The 17,097-nt window shown below is 68.8% G+C and carries 11 protein-coding genes; 9 read left to right on the plus strand and 2 right to left on the minus strand.

The features are described 5' to 3' along the window. The first annotated feature begins 264 nt into the window (after window positions 1-264). A complete protein-coding gene (locus ACZ5C2_RS14380) occupies window positions 265-1,446 on the plus strand; it encodes an endo-1,4-beta-xylanase (protein WP_468790164.1) in 1,182 nt (393 codons plus the stop codon). A 75-nt stretch (window positions 1,447-1,521) separates the two neighbouring features. Here the strand turns inward: ACZ5C2_RS14380 and ACZ5C2_RS14385 are convergent, their stop codons facing one another. Next, complete coding sequence (locus ACZ5C2_RS14385) at window positions 1,522-2,343, minus strand: SAM-dependent methyltransferase (protein WP_468790166.1); 822 nt, start codon at window positions 2,341-2,343, stop codon at window positions 1,522-1,524. A gap of 649 nt (window positions 2,344-2,992) precedes the next feature. Between ACZ5C2_RS14385 and gdhA the strand changes: the two genes are divergently transcribed. Continuing rightward, the gene (gene gdhA / locus ACZ5C2_RS14390; protein WP_468790168.1) at window positions 2,993-4,351 is read left to right on the plus strand and encodes an NADP-specific glutamate dehydrogenase; all 1,359 of its coding nucleotides are present in this window, start codon (window positions 2,993-2,995) and stop codon (window positions 4,349-4,351) included. Window positions 4,352-4,378: 27 nt separating this feature from the next. On the opposite strand, the gene ACZ5C2_RS14395 is transcribed toward gdhA, so the two are convergent. Beyond that, on the minus strand, window positions 4,379-5,152 hold the full coding sequence (locus ACZ5C2_RS14395) for a YqjF family protein (RefSeq protein WP_468790170.1): 774 nt from the start codon (window positions 5,150-5,152) through the stop codon (window positions 4,379-4,381). Window positions 5,153-5,273: 121 nt separating this feature from the next. Between ACZ5C2_RS14395 and ACZ5C2_RS14400 the strand changes: the two genes are divergently transcribed. The 7 genes from ACZ5C2_RS14400 (at window position 5,274) to ACZ5C2_RS14430 (ending at window position 17,084) form a co-directional block, all read left to right on the plus strand. Further along, the gene (locus ACZ5C2_RS14400; RefSeq protein WP_468790172.1) at window positions 5,274-5,606 is read left to right on the plus strand and encodes a cupin domain-containing protein; all 333 of its coding nucleotides are present in this window, start codon (window positions 5,274-5,276) and stop codon (window positions 5,604-5,606) included. A gap of 91 nt (window positions 5,607-5,697) precedes the next feature. Beyond that, the gene (locus ACZ5C2_RS14405) at window positions 5,698-6,345 is read left to right on the plus strand and encodes a hypothetical protein (protein WP_468790174.1); all 648 of its coding nucleotides are present in this window, start codon (window positions 5,698-5,700) and stop codon (window positions 6,343-6,345) included. Window positions 6,346-6,420: 75 nt separating this feature from the next. Then, window positions 6,421-6,720, plus strand: coding sequence for a hypothetical protein (locus ACZ5C2_RS14410; RefSeq protein WP_468790176.1), 300 nt, complete (start codon window positions 6,421-6,423; stop codon window positions 6,718-6,720). Window positions 6,721-6,816: 96 nt separating this feature from the next. Then, window positions 6,817-11,376 carry a DUF6531 domain-containing protein gene (locus ACZ5C2_RS14415; protein ID WP_468790178.1) on the plus strand — a complete coding sequence of 1,520 codons (4,560 nt, stop codon included), beginning with the start codon at window positions 6,817-6,819 and terminating at the stop codon, window positions 11,374-11,376. A gap of 23 nt (window positions 11,377-11,399) precedes the next feature. Beyond that, window positions 11,400-11,873, plus strand: coding sequence for a hypothetical protein (locus ACZ5C2_RS14420; RefSeq protein WP_468790180.1), 474 nt, complete (start codon window positions 11,400-11,402; stop codon window positions 11,871-11,873). Between the two features lie 45 nt (window positions 11,874-11,918). Further along, window positions 11,919-12,380, plus strand: coding sequence for a hypothetical protein (locus tag ACZ5C2_RS14425; protein WP_468790181.1), 462 nt, complete (start codon window positions 11,919-11,921; stop codon window positions 12,378-12,380). Window positions 12,381-12,476: 96 nt separating this feature from the next. After that, window positions 12,477-17,084 carry a DUF6531 domain-containing protein gene (locus ACZ5C2_RS14430; protein WP_468790183.1) on the plus strand — a complete coding sequence of 1,536 codons (4,608 nt, stop codon included), beginning with the start codon at window positions 12,477-12,479 and terminating at the stop codon, window positions 17,082-17,084. Window positions 17,085-17,097 lie beyond the last annotated feature (13 nt).

A 17,097-nucleotide genomic window follows, 5' to 3' on the forward strand; every position in this document is an offset into this window, starting at 1 on the left:
CCCCCCCCTCCCCCCCCCCCCCCCCCCCCCCCCCCCCCCCCCCCCCCCCCCCCCCCCCCCCCCCCCCCCCCCCCCCCCCCCCCCCCCCCCCCCCCGCGTCGGCATGGGGTCACCGCACGGCACTGACCCGCGCACCCACCGGACACTGGCGCACGCACGGGTATTGACGCGCCGCTCGGCCAGACCATAGCGTCCGCCCATCCCTAATGTTTCGAAGTCCATTTCGAAACATTCGAGAACGACGATGGGAATGAGACTCCCCGCATGAGATCCATTCGTTTCGCCACCGTGGCCGTGGCCACCGCCGCCCTGACCCTGCCGCTCCTGGCGGGTTCGGCGAACGCCGACCCGTCCGACGGCCGCGAGGCCGCGCCGCACGCCCACGCCAAGTTCGACCGGCTGCGCGCGGCCGCCCCCGAGGGCTTCGTCGTGGGCACCGCCGTGGCAGGCGGCGGCCACCACCTGGAGCAGGACTACCCGGACCCCTTCACGCACGACAAGGAGTACCGGAAGATCCTGGCGCGCCAGTTCAGCTCGGTCTCCGCCGAGAACCAGATGAAGTGGGACTACATCCACCCCGAGCGCGACCGCTACGACTTCGCGCAGGCCGACGCCATCGTCGAGTTCGCCAAGCGCAACAAGCAGGTCGTGCGCGGCCACACCCTCCTGTGGCACAGCCAGAACCCGGCGTGGCTGGAGGAAGGTGACTTCTCCAAGGAGGAACTGCGCACGATCCTGCGCGACCACATCACGACCGTTGTCGGCCGTTACGCCGGCAGGATCCAGCAGTGGGACGTCGCCAACGAGATCTTCGACGACCAGGGCAACCTGCGCACCCAGGACAACATCTGGATCCGCGAACTGGGGCCGGGCATCGTCGCCGACGCCTTCCGTTGGGCCCACGAGGCCGACCCCAGGGCGAAGCTGTTCTTCAACGACTACAACGTCGAGAGTGTCAACGCCAAGAGCGACGCCTACCACACCCTCATCCAGGACCTGCTGGAGCAGGGCGTGCCCGTGGACGGGTTCTCCGTGCAGGGACACCTCAGCACGCGCTACGGCTTCCCGGGCGACCTGAAGGACAACCTGAACCGCTTCGACGCGCTCGGTCTGGAGACCGCCGTCACCGAGCTGGACGTCCGCATGGACCTGCCGGAGAGCGGCGTGCCGACCGCGGAGCAGGAGGAGAAGCAGGCCGACTACTACCAGCGGACGCTCGAGGCGTGCCTGGCCGTCGACGGCTGCAACTCGTTCACCATCTGGGGCTTCACCGACAAGTACTCGTGGGTGCCGGTGTTCTTCGAGGGCGAGGGCTTCGCGAACGTCATGACCGACGAGTTCGAGCGCAAGCCCGCCTTCTACGCCCTGCGGGACACGCTGAAGGAGGCGGCCCGGGAGGAGGACTGCAAGAAGCACGGCAAGCACCACCGGCACGGCAAGGGCTGAGACCGCCCACCCCTCGGACGCCCCCGGGACCGGCAGCCCACGCCCGGTCCGGGGGCGGCCCCCTTCCCGCGGGACTCACACCTTGCGGGCCACCGCCACATACGCCCCGCTGTGAACGCCCTCCTGCCCGGGAACCGGCTCACCGAGTTCCGGATGCCACTCCTCGGCCGCCACGATGCCGGGGTCGGCGATCTCCAGGCCCTCGAAGAACCGGGTGAACCGATCCCGGTTGCGCATGTCCATGGTGAGCCCGCCCGCACGGTAGAGGTCGATCACCTTCTTCGAGGCCTCCTCCGGGTGGAAGTCGGGCGTGAGGTGGGACATGACCAGGTAACTGCCCGGCGCCAGAGCCTCCTTGAGTCGCTCCACCAGCTCGTACGCCCCGTCCTCGTCGCCGATGAAGTGCAGCAGCGCGATCAGGGACAGCGCGACCGGACGCCCGAAGTCCAGTGTGTTCCGGGCCTGTTCGACGATGGCGGCGGTGTCACGGGCGTCCGCCTGTACATAGTCGACGCTCCCCTCCTCGGTCCCCCGCAGCAGCGCCTCGGCGTGGACGAGGACGATCGGGTCGTTGTCGCAGTACACGACCCGCGCGTCGGCGGCGACGTCCTGGGCCACCTGGTGCAGGTTCGGCTCCGTCGGGATGCCTGTCCCGATGTCGAGGAACTGGCGCACGCCCTGGCCGGCCACCCAGCGGGTGGCGCGATGCATGAAGGCCCGGTTCATGCGCGCCATGACCGGAATGACCGGCGCGAACCCCACGAGCTGCCGGCCCAGTTCCTCGTCCACCGGGTAGTTGTCCTTGCCGCCGAGGAACCAGTCGTACATCCGCGCGGGATGCGGCCTACTGGTGTCGATCCGTATGGGAGCGCCCATACCGGAGTCCTGCTCATCCACCGTGAGTCCCTCTGTTCCGCGCGGGAGTTGACCTGCGAAGGTGCTGTGGATCGCCACGATAGCCAGCCCCCGGCTCGCGTGGTGAACGGGGCGCCTGTGGTCCTTCGCTGTCGGACGCCTACGAGGCGCGGGGCTTCGGCGACGGCATCGCCGTCGTCCGCCGCCTCTTCGAGCGGCGTCCCGGGTCGGCCACGGCCGCGGGTGCCGGTGACCCCGACGCGGGTGGCTGGCCGGTCGAGCCGTGGTGGTGGCGGGTCCTGATGCATGGCGCCCAGGGTGGCGGCGCACCTTCACACAGGCGCGAGGCGGCGGGGATGCGGGCCGGCCGGTCCGGGACGGCGATCGGGTACGGGAGTGCCTGGTCCGCGAGGTCGACGGCGGCCGCCGCACCCGGAGGGAGACGGAGAGTCCGGTCGCTGCTCGCATGGCCCACAAGCCGGCCTTCGAGCCATCCGCACTCCGTACGCTCTGTCCAGATAGCGGACATTCAGGCCCGGCCCTTGGTATCGCGTTAACGCAGGGGTAACACTGGGAGGGTCGGCCGACCTGTCGTATACAACGGGGCGGCCGCTGTCCCGCGGTCGGCAACGGCGCCGAGCGCCCCTCACCGGTTCCCGGACCGGTGTCCGCCGTGCCAGAAAGGGACCCCGTGACCTCACGCCCTGATCCCAAGATTTCGCTCGACCAGCTGCGTGCCGAGGTGGAGCGCCGTAACCCGGCGGAGCCCGAGTTCCACCAGGCCACGCGTGAGGTGCTGGAGACGCTCGCTCCGGTGCTGACCGCCCGGCCCGAGTACGCGGTACCCGGGCTCGTGGAGCGGCTCGTCGAGCCGGAGCGGCAGATCATGTTCCGGGTGCCGTGGCAGGACGACGCCGGTCAGGTGCACGTGAACCGGGGCTTCCGGATCGAGTTCAACAGCGCCCTCGGCCCCTACAAGGGCGGCCTGCGGTTCCACCCCTCGGTGAACCTCGGGATCATCAAGTTCCTCGGCTTCGAGCAGATCTTCAAGAACGCGCTCACCGGACTCGGCATCGGCGGCGGCAAGGGCGGCAGCGACTTCGACCCGCAGGGGCGCAGCGACGCCGAGGTCATGCGCTTCTGCCAGGCCTTCATGACCGAGCTGTACCGGCACATCGGTGAGTACACCGACATCCCGGCCGGTGACATCGGCGTCGGCGCCCGCGAGATCGGCTACCTGTTCGGCCAGTACCGGCGGATCACCAACCGCTGGGAGGGCGGCGTCCTGACCGGCAAGAGCGCCGGCTGGGGCGGTTCGCTGATCCGCCCGGAGGCGACCGGGTACGGCAACGTGCTGTTCGCCGAGGCGATGCTGCGCGCCCGCGGCGAGGACCTGGAGGGGCAGACCGCGGTCGTCTCCGGCTCCGGCAACGTGGCGATCTACACCATCCAGAAGCTGGCCGCCCTCGGCGCCAACCCGGTGACCTGTTCCGACTCCAGCGGCTATGTCGTCGACGAGAAGGGCATCGACCTGGAGCTGCTGCGTCAGATCAAGGAGGTCGAGCGCGGCCGGGTCATCACCTACGCCGAGCGCCGGGGCGCCTCCGCGCGGTTCGTGCCCGGCGGGCGGGTGTGGGACGTCCCGGCGGACGTCGCCCTCCCCTCGGCCACGCAGAACGAGCTGAACGCGGACGACGCCGCCGCCCTGATCCGCAACGGTGTGAAGGCGGTCTCCGAGGGTGCGAACATGCCCACCACGCCCGACGCCGTCGTCCTGTTCCAGCAGGCCGGTGTCGCCTTCGGCCCCGGCAAGGCGGCCAACGCCGGCGGTGTCGCGGTCAGCGCGCTGGAGATGACGCAGAACGCCTCGCGCACCTCGTGGAAGGCCGACCAGGTCGAGCAGGAGCTGGCCCGCATCATGGCCGACATCCACACCACCTGCGCCGAGACCGCCGAGCGCTACGGCGCCCCCGGCGACTACGTGACCGGCGCCAACATCGCCGGCTTCGAGCGGGTGGCGGACGCGATGCTCGCGCAGGGCGTCATCTGACCGGCAAGTGACCGGAAAGCGACCACGTCACGGTGTGGGGATGCCGGCCGGACGGGCCGGGCGTCCGAAGCGGGCGGGGACGCCCGGTGAGTACAGCACGCTCACCGGCTCCCCGGCCGGCGCCGGCAGACCGGCCGCCGCGATCAGGTTCTCCTCGCACTCCACCAGCTCGGCCCGGTACAGCGGCCAGCGCGGATGCGCGTTGGGCAGATACATCGACCGCCCGAAGAACGCCCCGTGCATGCCCCAGCGCGCGGTGAGGAAGTGCTCCAGCTCCGTCGGCTCCCCGATCGCCCCGCCCCTGCGGACGGTGAGACGGCCGCCCGCGCCGCGCGGTCCGGGCCAGCGGCGGGAAGCGGTGTACCTCACCGTGCCGCCGTCGACATGCTCCACACTCATCCGGGACCAGAGGTACGGCATCCGGAACCCCAGGCGCCCGACCGCCACCGGGACCAGCCGGGAGGCGTCCAGGGAGAGGAAGACGACCCCGCGCCGTCCGTGCGCGTCCACCGAGTAGAGGCGGACGTTGGTCTCCGGGAAGTTCCCCAGATACGGGACCCCCGGCAGGCGCAGCCACCCCACCCGGTGCATCCGGAACGCGACGAGACCGACGTACGTGACCCCGTCCAGCGTGTCGGGCACGGTGCCCGGCGGGAGCAGACCGGCCACGTCGGCCGGGTCCACCGCCCAGTGCACGAACGTCAGGTCGAGCCAGGACTGGGTGAGCAGCGGGCGCGCGATCGCTTCCGGAGGGTCGGGCGTGATGGGCTCCGGGGTCAGCGGCAGCGGTGTCGACGGCACAGCGCCAGTATCACGGAGGGTCCCGCCCGCGGTACGGCTATACGGGTGAACGTGGCCGACACCACGATGTGCCCCACATGGCCCTGGTGGCTTCCGGCTTCGTGCGGGAAGGCTTGAGACCATGCAGAAGCTCTCCCTCGACGCCCTCGCCCGTGAGCACCTGGAACGCGCCGCCGCCACGTCCAGCGGGCGCAGCGCCACCACCGTCTACGGCGGCCATGAACACACCCTGCGCCAGACCCTCCTCGCGCTGACCGCCGGCACCAGCCTCGCGGAGCACGAGAACCCCGGTGAGGCGACCCTGCTGGTCCTGCGCGGCCGGGTCCGCCTCACCAGCGGCGACACGGAGTGGGAGGGCCGCACCGGCGACCTCATCGCGATCCCCCCGGCCCGGCACGCCCTGGAGGCCCTGGAGGACGCGGCGGTACTCCTCACGGTGGCCAAGACGGACTGAGGAAGCCGCCCGGCCGAACGAGCCGGTGTCGCCCAGTGGCACGATGTCGCAACGACGATCGAGTCATCGACCGAAGGGGGACACCGGCGTCATGGCCCGCTACATGGAGGCGCTGACCGTCGAACGGGGCGGTTTCCGGATCAAGGTGCCGGAGTCGTGGTGGGAGTTCGACGTGCGGCCGGAGTCGCGGGACGACTCGATCCACCAGATGGTGAACGAACGCCTGCGCGTGCACCCGGAGCTGGCCCCCCACCGGGACACGTACGTCTCCTTCCTGCGGAAGGCCGCCGCGGACGCCTGGAAGTCGGGCGCGCTGTACTGCGGCTGCATGGCGGAGAGCTTCGGCGGTGAGACCCCGATCACCGGTTCGGTGACGGTGTCCCTGGTCGGCGGTCGTACGAGCAAGGGCGACCCGCTGCCCACCGACCCGGCCGCCATCGTTGCCCAACTCGCCGTGAAGGAGGCGAAGAAGCCGGGCGACTCCTGGCGCAAGGTCACCACCGTCGACATCCCCGGCGTCGGCCCGGCCGCACGGACCTACGGCATCGAGGACATCCCCGTCCCCGGTGACGAACTCAACCGGACCATCCGCGCCGTACTGATGCAGACCTTCATCCCCGTGCCCGGCCAGGAGGGCAAGGTCGCCCTGGTCGCCGGCAGCAGCCAGGTGCTGGACCTCGCGGACTCCTTCTTCGACATCTTCGACGCGATCACGTCGACGTTCCGGTTCGTGGGCTGAGCGGTCCGGGCGCGCTTCCGTACCGGGGCCGACGGAACCGCGTCCGTATGAGGGGGAAGGAGGGCGGGGGACCCCGTGGAATCCGCGTGGGACCGGGAGACCGGCGAGGGGTTGCTCGGTCTGGACGACCCGGCATTGTGGGACGCCGCGTTCTGGCGCGGCGAAAGCCATCTCGGCACGGCGGCGATCGGGTTGGGCTTCACCTGTCCGCTGGAGGAAGCATCACCCCGGATCGTCCGGGCTGCGCGGCTGCCGGACCGGGGCCGGCGGGGGTTCGCGTTCACAGCGGTCCGGGACAAGCTGGAGGGCTGGTGGCTGCGGTCCGAGGACGCGGTGGGGGACGCCTGGCGGGCGGCGCGACGGCGACGTTCCTGACGCGGAACGGGTCGGCCTTTCCGTCGAACTGCTGTGCCTTGTAAGTTCACGGGTGCATACAGGCGTTGACGATGTGCGTGTGACGGGGGTTGCGGCATGGTGGGCCATCGGCCGAGTGATTGGCATGTCCTTGACCTGGACAAGGACCCGACCCCCGGCGATCCGCACCGGGTGCGCACCCTCGCCAGGGTCCTGCACGACTTCGCCGATGACGTCTCCGAGGCGTTGCGTCTGGTGAAGGGGATGGCCGGTGAGGGCACGCTGGCGGAGTGGGCGGGCAAGTCGGCCGATGTGTTCAAGGAGGAGTTCTCCGGGGTTCCGAAGAACCTGAAGAAGCTGGAGAAGTCGTACGCGATGTGCGGTGACGCGCTCGCGGACTACTGGCCGAAGCTGGAGCGGGCGCAGTCGCTGGCGGACAAGGCGCTGGCGAAGGCGCGCGAGGCGCGTGCCGACCTCTCCTCCGCTCAGTCGAAGCTGTCGTCGGCGGAGTCGTGGGTGGGCCGGGCGACGAAGGAGGCCGACAAGTACAAGGACGACCCCACGGGCTCCACGTCGGATGCGGACAAGCCGGACGAGGCGAAGGTGCGGGCCGCGACCCGGGACGTGCGGAGCGCCAAGTCGGCCCAGGACAAGGCGCAGTCGGACGTGTCCGAGGCGCAGGACGCGCTCGCGGCGGCGAAGAAGATGGCCGCGGACGCGCGGAAGATGCGCGAGGAGGCCGCGCGGGACGCCAAGTCGAAGATCGACGAGGCGTCGGACGCGGGTATCCAGAACCGGTCGTGGTGGGAGGAGATCGGCGACTGGTTCGTCGACAACTGGGACACCATCATCGCTGCCTGCAAGATCGTCGTCGCGGTCGTCGGCATCGTCGCCATGATCATCGGCGGGCCGATCCTGGCCGCGATCGTGCTGGTCGCAGCGCTCGCCCTGCTCGCCGACACGCTCTACAAATACTCAAAGGGACAGGCGTCCCTATGGGACGTCGGGTTCGCGGTGCTGGAATGCATCCCCGGCATGAAGGGCCTGACCACCCTCGGCGCCCTGGCCAAGGGCGCCAAAACCTTGGCCAAGGGAGGGTTGAAAGCCATGGCCAAGGGGCTCGGAAAGGGCCTGCGCCGGGAAGCCGACGACGCTGCGGCGAAGTCCAAGCCGTCCAAGGGCCGTTGCAAGAACGGCGACCCGATCGACATGGTCTCCGGCGAAATGCTCATGGAGGCGACCGATGCCGAACTTCCCGGCCTGCTTCCACTGGTACTGCGCCGCACCCACCTGTCCACATACCAGTGGGGCCGTTGCTTCGGCCCGTCCTGGGCCTCCACCCTGGACGAACGCCTCGAACTGGACGACGAGGGCGCCGTCTTCGCCACCGAGGACGGCATGCTGCTCTTCTACCCGGTGCCCCGGCCGGGCACCTCGGTCATGCCGCTGGAGGGCCCCCGCTGGCCGCTGGACTGGGACGGCACGGCGGGTGCCCCTCTCCGCGTCACCGACCCCGCCACGGGGATCACGCGCCATTTCGCACCCCGGTCGAGCCCGGCCGCGGCAAACGAGGCCTTCGCGCTGCCCCTTGCCGCGATCACCGACCGCAACGGGGCCCGTGTCGACTTCGACCGTGACGCCGGCGGTACCCCTGTCGCGGTACGCGATTCGGGCGGCCGGCACCTGCACGTCGACACGACGGACGGACGTGTCACCCGGCTCCGCCTGCGCAATACGGAAGACGGCCCCGAGGGCACGGTTCTCAGGAGCTTCGGCTACAGCCCCGAAGGAAACCTCACCGAGATCCGCGACTCGAGCGGCCGGCCGCTGAAGCTCACGTACGACGAGCGTGCCCGCATCACGTCGTGGACCGACCGCAACGACTACTGGTACCGCTTCACCTACGACGCCCTGGACCGCTGCATCGCCGGTGAGGGCGCCGACGGCAGCCTCTCCTGCACCATCGAGTACGACACCGACGACCGCCGGACGTACTACACGGACGCGCTCGGCAACACGACGACGTACCGGTACGACGACCTGTACCGGCTCACCACCGAGACCGACCCCCTCGGCCACAGTGTGCACACCGAGTGGGACCGGTTCGGGCGGCTGCTCTCCCGTACCGACGAGCTGGGCAACACCACTCGCTTCACGCTGGACGCGCACGGTCAGCCGGCACGGATGGACCGACCGGACGGGACCGGCGTCCAGGTGGAGTACGACGGCTTCCTGCCCGTCGCCGTCACGGAATCCGACGGGGCGCGCTGGGAGTGCGCCTACGACGACCGGGACAACCTCCTCACCAGCACCGATCCGCTGGGTGCGGTGAGTTCGTACAGCTACGACGAGCGGGGACACCGGATCGCGCAGACCGACGCGCTCGGCAACACGTTCCGCTTCGAAACGGATGCCGCGGGGCTTCCGGTGCGGGCCGTGGACCCGCGCGGCAGCGTCGTCACCGTGCGACGGAACGCGTTCGGGCGCGTCGTGCGGATCGAGGACCCGGTCGGTGGAACCGTCCGGCAGGAGTGGGACCCGGACGGCCGGCTGCTCTGGCGGGAGCATGCCGACGGCCGTCGGGAGACCTGGTCGTACGACGCCGAGGGCAACCTCACGTCGCACCGCGACGCCGGTGGCTTCGTCACCGCCTTCGAGTACGGCGCGTTCGACCTGCCGAGTGCCCGGACCGACCCGGACGGCACCCGCTACCGCTTCACCCACGACGCGGAGCTGCGGCTCGTGGGCGTGACCAATCCGCGCGGTGACGCATGGAGTTACCAGTACGACGCGGCGGGCCGCCTGACCGGCGAAACGGACTTCAACGGCCGCAGGCTCGGGTACGTCCTCGACGCCGCCGGCCACCAGGTGGAGCGGACCGACGGCACCGGGCAGACGGTCCGCCTCACCCGCGATGCCGCCGGGCGGGTGGTGACGGCACGGACGGGCGAAGGCGACGTCACCACCCTGCGCTACGACACGGCCGGCCGGCTGGCCGAGGCCGTGAACCCGGGCAGCAGGGTCGCCTACGGCTACGACGCCCTGGGCAGGATCCTCACCGAAACCGTCGACGGCCGTACGGTCACCAGCCAGTACGACCTACTGGGCCGACGGACACGGCGCACCACACCGTCGGGCGCCACCTCGCACTGGTCGTACGACTCGGCAGGACTGCCCACGTCGCTCGTCACCGACGCCGGAGAGCTGACCTTCACCCACGACGCGGCCGGCCGGGAAACCGCCCGCGGCCTGGCCGGCGCGGCGCTGCTGACGCAGTCCTGGGACGCGGGCCACCGCCTCGTCGAGCAGGTCATCAGTGCCGGCGCCCAGGGAGGCGAGCAGGTGCGCCAGGCACGCTCGTACGCCTACCGCGGTGACGGCCACATCACCTCGATCTCCGACCGGCTGGGCGGCACCCGCAGCTTCGGCCTGGATCACGCGGGCCGCGTCACCCGGGTGTCGGCCGACACCTGGACCGAGACCTACGCCTACGACGACCTGGGCAACCTCACCGAAGCCGCTCACCCCGCCCCCGGCGGACAGGACGCGCAGGGCCTGCTGCGGCACACCGGCACGAAGGTCACCTCGGCGGGCCGCACCACGTACGAGCACGACGGCCAGGGCCGCGTGGTCCGCATGATCCGGCGCACGCTGTCCGGGCTGCGGCGGATCTGGACCTACGCCTGGGACGCCGACGACCGCCTCACCGAGGCCGTGACGCCCGACAGAGGCGTGTGGCGGTACCGCTACGACGTACTCGGCCGGCGCACCGCCAAGTGGCGCGTGCTCGAGGACGGCTCGGTCGGCGACGAGACCCTCTTCAGCTGGGACCGCGCCAACCTGGCCGAGCAGCACAGATTCCACGACGGGCGGGTGGAGACCGACACCTGGGAATGGGAGCCGGGCACCCACCGGGCGGCGGCCCAGGTGCGGACCCGCCGGGGCACCGACGCCCAGGACGCGATCGACAGGCAGTTCTACGCGATCGTCACCGACCTGGCCGGAACCCCCAGCGAGCTGATCGACGAGGAGGGCGCGGTCGCCTGGCGGGCCGCCACCAGCCTGTGGGGACGCTCCCTGACCGGCGAAGACGACGCCCTCTGCCCGCTGGCCTTCCCGGGCCAGTACCGCGACCCGGAGACGGGCCTGCACTACAACCTGGCCCGCTACTACGACCCGGACACGGCGAGCTACCTCACCCCCGACCCCCTCGGCCTGCTCCCGGCCCCGAACCACCACGCGTATGTCGACAACCCGCTGCGCTGGATCGACCCACTGGGCCTCGAGGGCGACGAGCCGATCCGCATTTACGACGACTCGACATATGACAAGCATGGTTCGAGCAGCGGTTCGTCCGCCAAGGGAGAGATCGGGCGCGCCCCCGCGAACGGCCAGGCCGCGCTGGACCGGTCCATCACACGAGGCGACGGCAGCAACCCGGATGACTTCCGGCGCATCGGTGTGGACCACGTCAACAACGAGATCGTGGTCCTCGACCGGCACGACTACGAAACCGACAAGAACGGCAAGATCGTCAAGGAGATTTACCATGGCCACGTGCAGGCCTCGTACCCGTCGGGCGCTGTCAAGGAGAGGGACCTGACCAAACTCGTCAGGGCCGGAATGATCAACAACAAGAAGAAACAGAAGGTGCTCCCGCCCAAGTGCGACGGGTGACAGGCGAAGGGGGAAGACCGGTCATGGCGTCCGAATGGGACTGGGAGACCGGCGAGGGGTTGCTGGGTATCGACGACCCCGCGGACTGGGATGCCGCGTTCGAGCGTGGTGAGCGGCGTCTGGGGACGGCGGCGATCGGGTTGGCCTTCAACTGTCCGCTGGAGGAGGCGTCGCCCCGGATCGTCCGGGCGACGCGGTTGCCGGACATCGCTCAGCGGGGGTTCGCGTTCACGGCGGTGGGCACCGCGGCCCGGATCAACGGAGCGTTGACACCGGAGCTGTACGCCGTGTTGCGGGCGGCAGGCCCCGGACGCAGGAGCATCGCTGAGAACGCTGTCGACGACACCCTGACCTTTGTGCCCTTCCGGGAGCTGCCGCTGTGGCTCAAGTGGTGGAAGGTCGTGTCAAAGGCGCTGGACAAACTGGAGACCTGGCGGCTGGAGTGCGCCTACGCGGTGAGTGACGCATGGAAGGCCCTGCGTGGTCGGCGGCAATGAACCGGGCGAGTACGCACGGTGCGGCCGGGTGAGCGCAGTGTCCGCATGGGACTGGGGAACCGGCAAGGGTTGCTGGGGCCGGACGACCCCGAGGAGTGGGACGCCGCGTTCGAGCGTGGTGAGCGGCGTCTGGGGACGGCGGCGATCGGGTTGGCCTTCAACTGTCCGCTGGAGGAGGCGTCGCCCCGGATCGTCCGGGCGACGCGGTTGCCGGACATCGCTCAGCGGGGGTTCGCGTTCACGGCGGTGGGCACCGTGGCACGGCTCAACGGAGCGTTGACACCGGAGCTGTACGCCGCGCTGCGGGCGGCGGGCCCCGGCCGTATGAGCATCGCCGTGAACGCCGTCGACGACACCCTGACCTTCGTGTCGTTCCGGGACCTGCCGCCGTGGCTCAAGCGGTGGAGTGCGTATACGACGGTCCGGAACAAGCTGGAGGGCTGGTGGTTGCGGTCCGGGGACGCGGTGGGGGACGCCTGGCGGGCTTTGCGACGGCGACGTTCCTGACGCAGAACGGGTCGGCCTTTCCGTCGAACTGTCGTGCTGTGTAGGTTCACTTGTGCTTACGGGCGTTGACGATGTGCGTGTGACGGGGGTTGCGGCATGGTGGGCCATCGGCCGAGTGATTGGCATGTCCTTGACCTGGACAAGGACCCGGTCCCCGGTGATCCGCACCGGGTGCGCACCCTCGCCAGGGTCCTGCACGACTTCGCCGATGACGTCTCCGAGGCGTTGCGTCTGGTGAAGGGGATGGCCGGTGAGGGCACGCTGGCGGAGTGGGCGGGCAAGTCGGCCGATGTGTTCAAGGAGGAGTTCTCCGGGGTTCCGAAGAACCTGAAGAAGCTGGAGAAGTCGTACGCGATGTGCGGTGACGCGCTCGCGGACTACTGGCCGAAGCTGGAGCGGGCGCAGGCGCTGGCGGACAAGGCGCTGGCGAAGGCGCGTGAGGCGCGCGCGGACCTGTCCTCCGCTCAGTCGAAGCTGTCGTCGGCGGAGTCGTGGATGGGCCGGGCGACGAAGGAGGCCGACAAGTACAAGGACGACCCCACCGGTTCGAAGTCGGATGCGGACAAGCCGGACGAGGCGAAGGTGCGGGCCGCGACCCGGGACGTGCAGAGCGCCAAGTCGGCCCAGGAAAAGGCCCAGTCGGACGTGTCCGAGGCGCAGGACGCGCTCGCCGCGGCGAAGAAGATGGCCGCGGACGCGCGCACCATGCGTGAGGAGGCCGCGCGGGACGCCAAGTCGAAGATCGACGAGGCGTCCGACGCGGGAATCCAGAACCGGTCGTGGTGGGAGGAGGTCGGAGACTGGTTCACCGACAACTGGGACAGCATCGTCGCCGCCTGCAAGATCGTCGTCGCGGTCGTCGGCATCGTCGCTATGATCATCGGCGGGCCCATCCTCGGCGCGATCGTCCTCATTGCCGCCCTCGTCGTCCTCGCCGACACCCTCTACAAATATTCCAAAGGCCAAGCCTCTCTATGGGACGTCGGCCTGGCCGCGCTGGACTGCATCCCCGGCATGAAGGGCCTGACCACCCTCGGCGGCCTCGCCAAAGGCCTCAAGACCCTTGGCAAGACCGGCCTCAAGGGCATGGCACTCGGAGTCAAGGGACTGGGCAAGAGCGCGAGAAGCATGGTTGCGAATGGCCCGAGAGGCGCCTACAACCGGGTACGGAGCGTCGTCCGTTCTCGGGGAAGCGACCCTGTGGACATGGCCACTGGAGCCATGTATTTGCCGCAGGTCGATGTGGAACTCCCCGGTGACCTTCCGCTGTCCTTCACTCGCCGTGTCGCGTCCGATTACAGGTGCGGCTGGTGGTTCGGTCCAACCTGGTCTTCCACCGTCGACCAGCGCCTCGAGATCGACGATGAAGGCATCGTCTTCGTCACCGACGACGGCCTGCTGCTCGTATACGCTCAGCCCGTGGCACCGCACACCCCGGTGCTGCCCGAGGCCGGCCCGAGAAGGCCGCTGACTCGGCTGGGCGATGGTGGTTACCGGATCGACGACCCTCTGACCGGCCAAACCATCCACTTCACCTCACCTGTTCGTGGCGTCGCCCTCCCTGCCCGCATCACCGACCGCAATCAGCGAACGATCACCTTCGATTACAGCGACGACGGTGTTCCACGGGCGATACGCCACTCTGCCGGCTACCACATCAAGCTCACCACCGACGGGGGACGTGTCACTGCCCTGAGCCTGGTCCATGCGGCCGGTGACGGCTCCGACGTCGTCCTCAAGCGCTATGGCTACAGTGACGGCAACCTCACAGAGATATACAACTCCTCCGGTCTGCCTCTGCGGTTCACCTACGACGAACGACTGCGTGTCACGTCCTGGACGGACACGAACAACAGTCGCTACTCATACTCGTACGACGACCGGGATCGCTGCGTTGCCGAGGGAGGCGAGGCCGGACATATCACCATCACACTCGACTACGAGGGCCTCGATTCAGCCCAATGGCCCGACTGTCGTGTCACGACACTCACCACTACCGAAGGCGCGATAACCCGCTTCGTCGTCAACGACAACAGCCAGGTCGTCGCAGACGTCGATCCCCTGGGAAGCGTGGTGCGCACGGTCTACGACGATCACCATCACGTCGTTTCCAGGACAGACGAGCTCGGTGGCCGTACGACGATCAACCGCGACGAGGCCGGTCGTCCCACAGAGGTCATCCGGCCGGACGGAGAGGTCTTCAGCTTCGAGTACAGCGTCGAGGGGTTGCTGACGGTCATAGGCCGGCCCGACGGTCACAGTTGGCGCCGGACGTACGACGAACGTGGCAACTGCACGGCCATGACGGACCCGGCGGGAGGCACCACGCGGTTCACCTACGACACGACAGGGGCCGTGATCAAGGTGGTCGATACCTTGGATGGAACCCGGACCGTGCGCTGCAATGCCGCCGGGCTGCCCGTGGCCACCACAGACGCCCTCGGTGCCATGACCACGTGGAGACGGGACGCCTTCGGCAGGATCGTCGAATACGTCGATCCACTGGGTGGGAGTACTCGCCTGAGCTGGACGGTCGAGGGGCACCTGACCCAGCTGATCACCTCGGACGGTGCCGTTGAGTCCTGGGCGTATGACGGGGAGGGCAACTGCGTCAGCCACACCACCCCTACCGGTGCCATTACGTACTTCGAATACACCCACTTCGATCTGCCATCGGCGCGAACAGGACCCGACGGGGCGCGTTACGAGTTCGTCCACGATCACAGCCTGCGTCTCGTCCAGGTTCTCAGCCCGCAGGGACTGACGTGGACGTACGAGCATGATGCCGCAGGGCGCCTGGTGGCGGAGACGGACTTCGACGGGCGCACTCTCACGTATACCCATGACGCCGCCGGACGCCTCACCTCACGCACCGACATGCTCGGGCAGACTCTCCATTACTCCTACGACGCTGTCGGCAACCTGGTGCAGAAGCGCAGTGGTGACCGGGTGACCCAGTTCGTCTACGACACGAATCGGCACATGACCGCGGCGACAGCGCCCGAGGTGGAGTTGGTCCTTGCGCGCGACGCCAATGGACAGGTCACGTGTCAGAAGGTCAATGGGAGGCGGATGACCTACGAGTACGACCGGCTGGGACGTGTTTCCCGCCGCACGACGCCGTCCGGGGCCACGAGTAAATGGACGTATGACGAGGCGGGGAACCGCTCACGGCTTGACGCCTCCGGCCGCGACATACGTTTCGAGCACGACTGGTCGGGCCTGGAGACCGCCCGGTGGATAGGCGACAGTACCGTCTTCACTCAGACCTATGACGCCCTGGGACGATTGACGGAACAGAGGCTCACAAGCGGAGACGACGGGCGGATGCACCGCGCGTACGCGTACGCCGAAGACGGAAACCTAGTCGGCATACAGGACTCCCGTTCAGGGAGTCGCCGGTTCGACCTCGATGCCGCACACCGGGTCACGGTGGTGAGTGCCGAGAACTGGACCGAGCGCTATGCCTACGACGAGGCGGGAAATCTGACGGCCGCGTCCTGGCCGACTCGTCATCCCGGCTCGGAGGCGACCGGTCCGCGTACCTACAACGGGACCCGGATCAGTCGCGCGGGCCGCACTCGCTACTCGTACGACGGCTTGGGCCGCGTCGTGCAACGTCAGAAGAAGCACCTCTCCGGTACATACGAAACCTGGCGCTATACCTGGGACCCGGAAAACAGACTGATATCCGTCAGGACGCCGGACGACACCTGCTGGCGCTATCTCTACGACCCGTTGGGTCGGCGTGTCGCCAAACAACGATTGGCTCCGGACGGCGAGAGTGTCGTGGAGCAGACCGACTTCACCTGGGACGGAGTCGTCCTGTGCGAGCAGGCGGCCGGCGCGGGGCCCGGCTCTCCTTCGGTGGTGACGACGTGGGACTACGACGGATTCCAGCCGATCACGCAGACGGAGCGCATCCTTGCTGCGGACGCGTCTCAGGAAGAAATCGACTCCCGGTTCTTTTCCATCGTTACTGATCTCGTCGGCACGCCGACGGAACTCGTCGACGAAGGAGGTGATGTCGTGTGGCGCACACGCGCCACACTGTGGGGCCTCACGGCCTGGAATGTCGACGCCTCCGCCTATACACCGCTCCGTTTTCCCGGACAGTACTACGATCCCGAGACCGGACTGCACTATAACTACTTCAGGCACTACGATCCCGAGACGGCTCGGTACCTGACGCCGGACCCCCTCGGTCTGGCTCCAGCGCCCAACCCGGTCGCATACGTGGCCAACCCGCACACTGGAGTCGACCTTCTCGGACTGAGTCCCTATTACAGCGAAATCGCGCCCAACGGGCAGCGAGGCCCTGCCTACGCCGTTGTGACGCCTCAGACACTGGACGATGCTGCTGCCGGACTCATCGGCAGTCCGCCGGGGCGTGGTGCCCGGTACGCGCCTCCTGGATTCCAGGGTGGACCTGCCGGACATTCGCGCGGGCACCTGATCGGACAGCAGTTCGGTGGTGACGGCAGGGACATGCGGAACATCGTTACGCAGGGAAGCGCCCAGAACAACGGACCCATATCCGACGCCGAGGACCTCATAGCCGCTCACGTCAGGTCTTCGGGGAACACTGTCACCATGAGCGTCACTCCCGAGTATGCGAACGGGGGAGATGTTCCCAGTGACATCCTCATCGAGGCTGTCGACGATTTCGGATGGTCGTTCAGCAGAAGATTGCCCAACTTGTGAGAGGAATTCAAAT

Source organism: Streptomyces sp. NPDC031365 (assembly GCF_055569765.1).

Coding starts and splice junctions, on each gene's coding strand:
- ACZ5C2_RS14425 (WP_468790181.1), top strand. CDS start 11,919: ATGGGACTGGGGAACCGGCAAGGGTTGCTGGGGCCGGACGACCCCGAG.
- ACZ5C2_RS14405 (WP_468790174.1), top strand. CDS start 5,698: ATGGCCCGCTACATGGAGGCGCTGACCGTCGAACGGGGCGGTTTCCGG.
- ACZ5C2_RS14415 (WP_468790178.1), top strand. CDS start 6,817: ATGGTGGGCCATCGGCCGAGTGATTGGCATGTCCTTGACCTGGACAAG.
- ACZ5C2_RS14420 (WP_468790180.1), top strand. CDS start 11,400: ATGGCGTCCGAATGGGACTGGGAGACCGGCGAGGGGTTGCTGGGTATC.
- ACZ5C2_RS14400 (WP_468790172.1), top strand. CDS start 5,274: ATGCAGAAGCTCTCCCTCGACGCCCTCGCCCGTGAGCACCTGGAACGC.
- ACZ5C2_RS14430 (WP_468790183.1), top strand. CDS start 12,477: ATGGTGGGCCATCGGCCGAGTGATTGGCATGTCCTTGACCTGGACAAG.
- ACZ5C2_RS14380 (WP_468790164.1), top strand. CDS start 265: ATGAGATCCATTCGTTTCGCCACCGTGGCCGTGGCCACCGCCGCCCTG.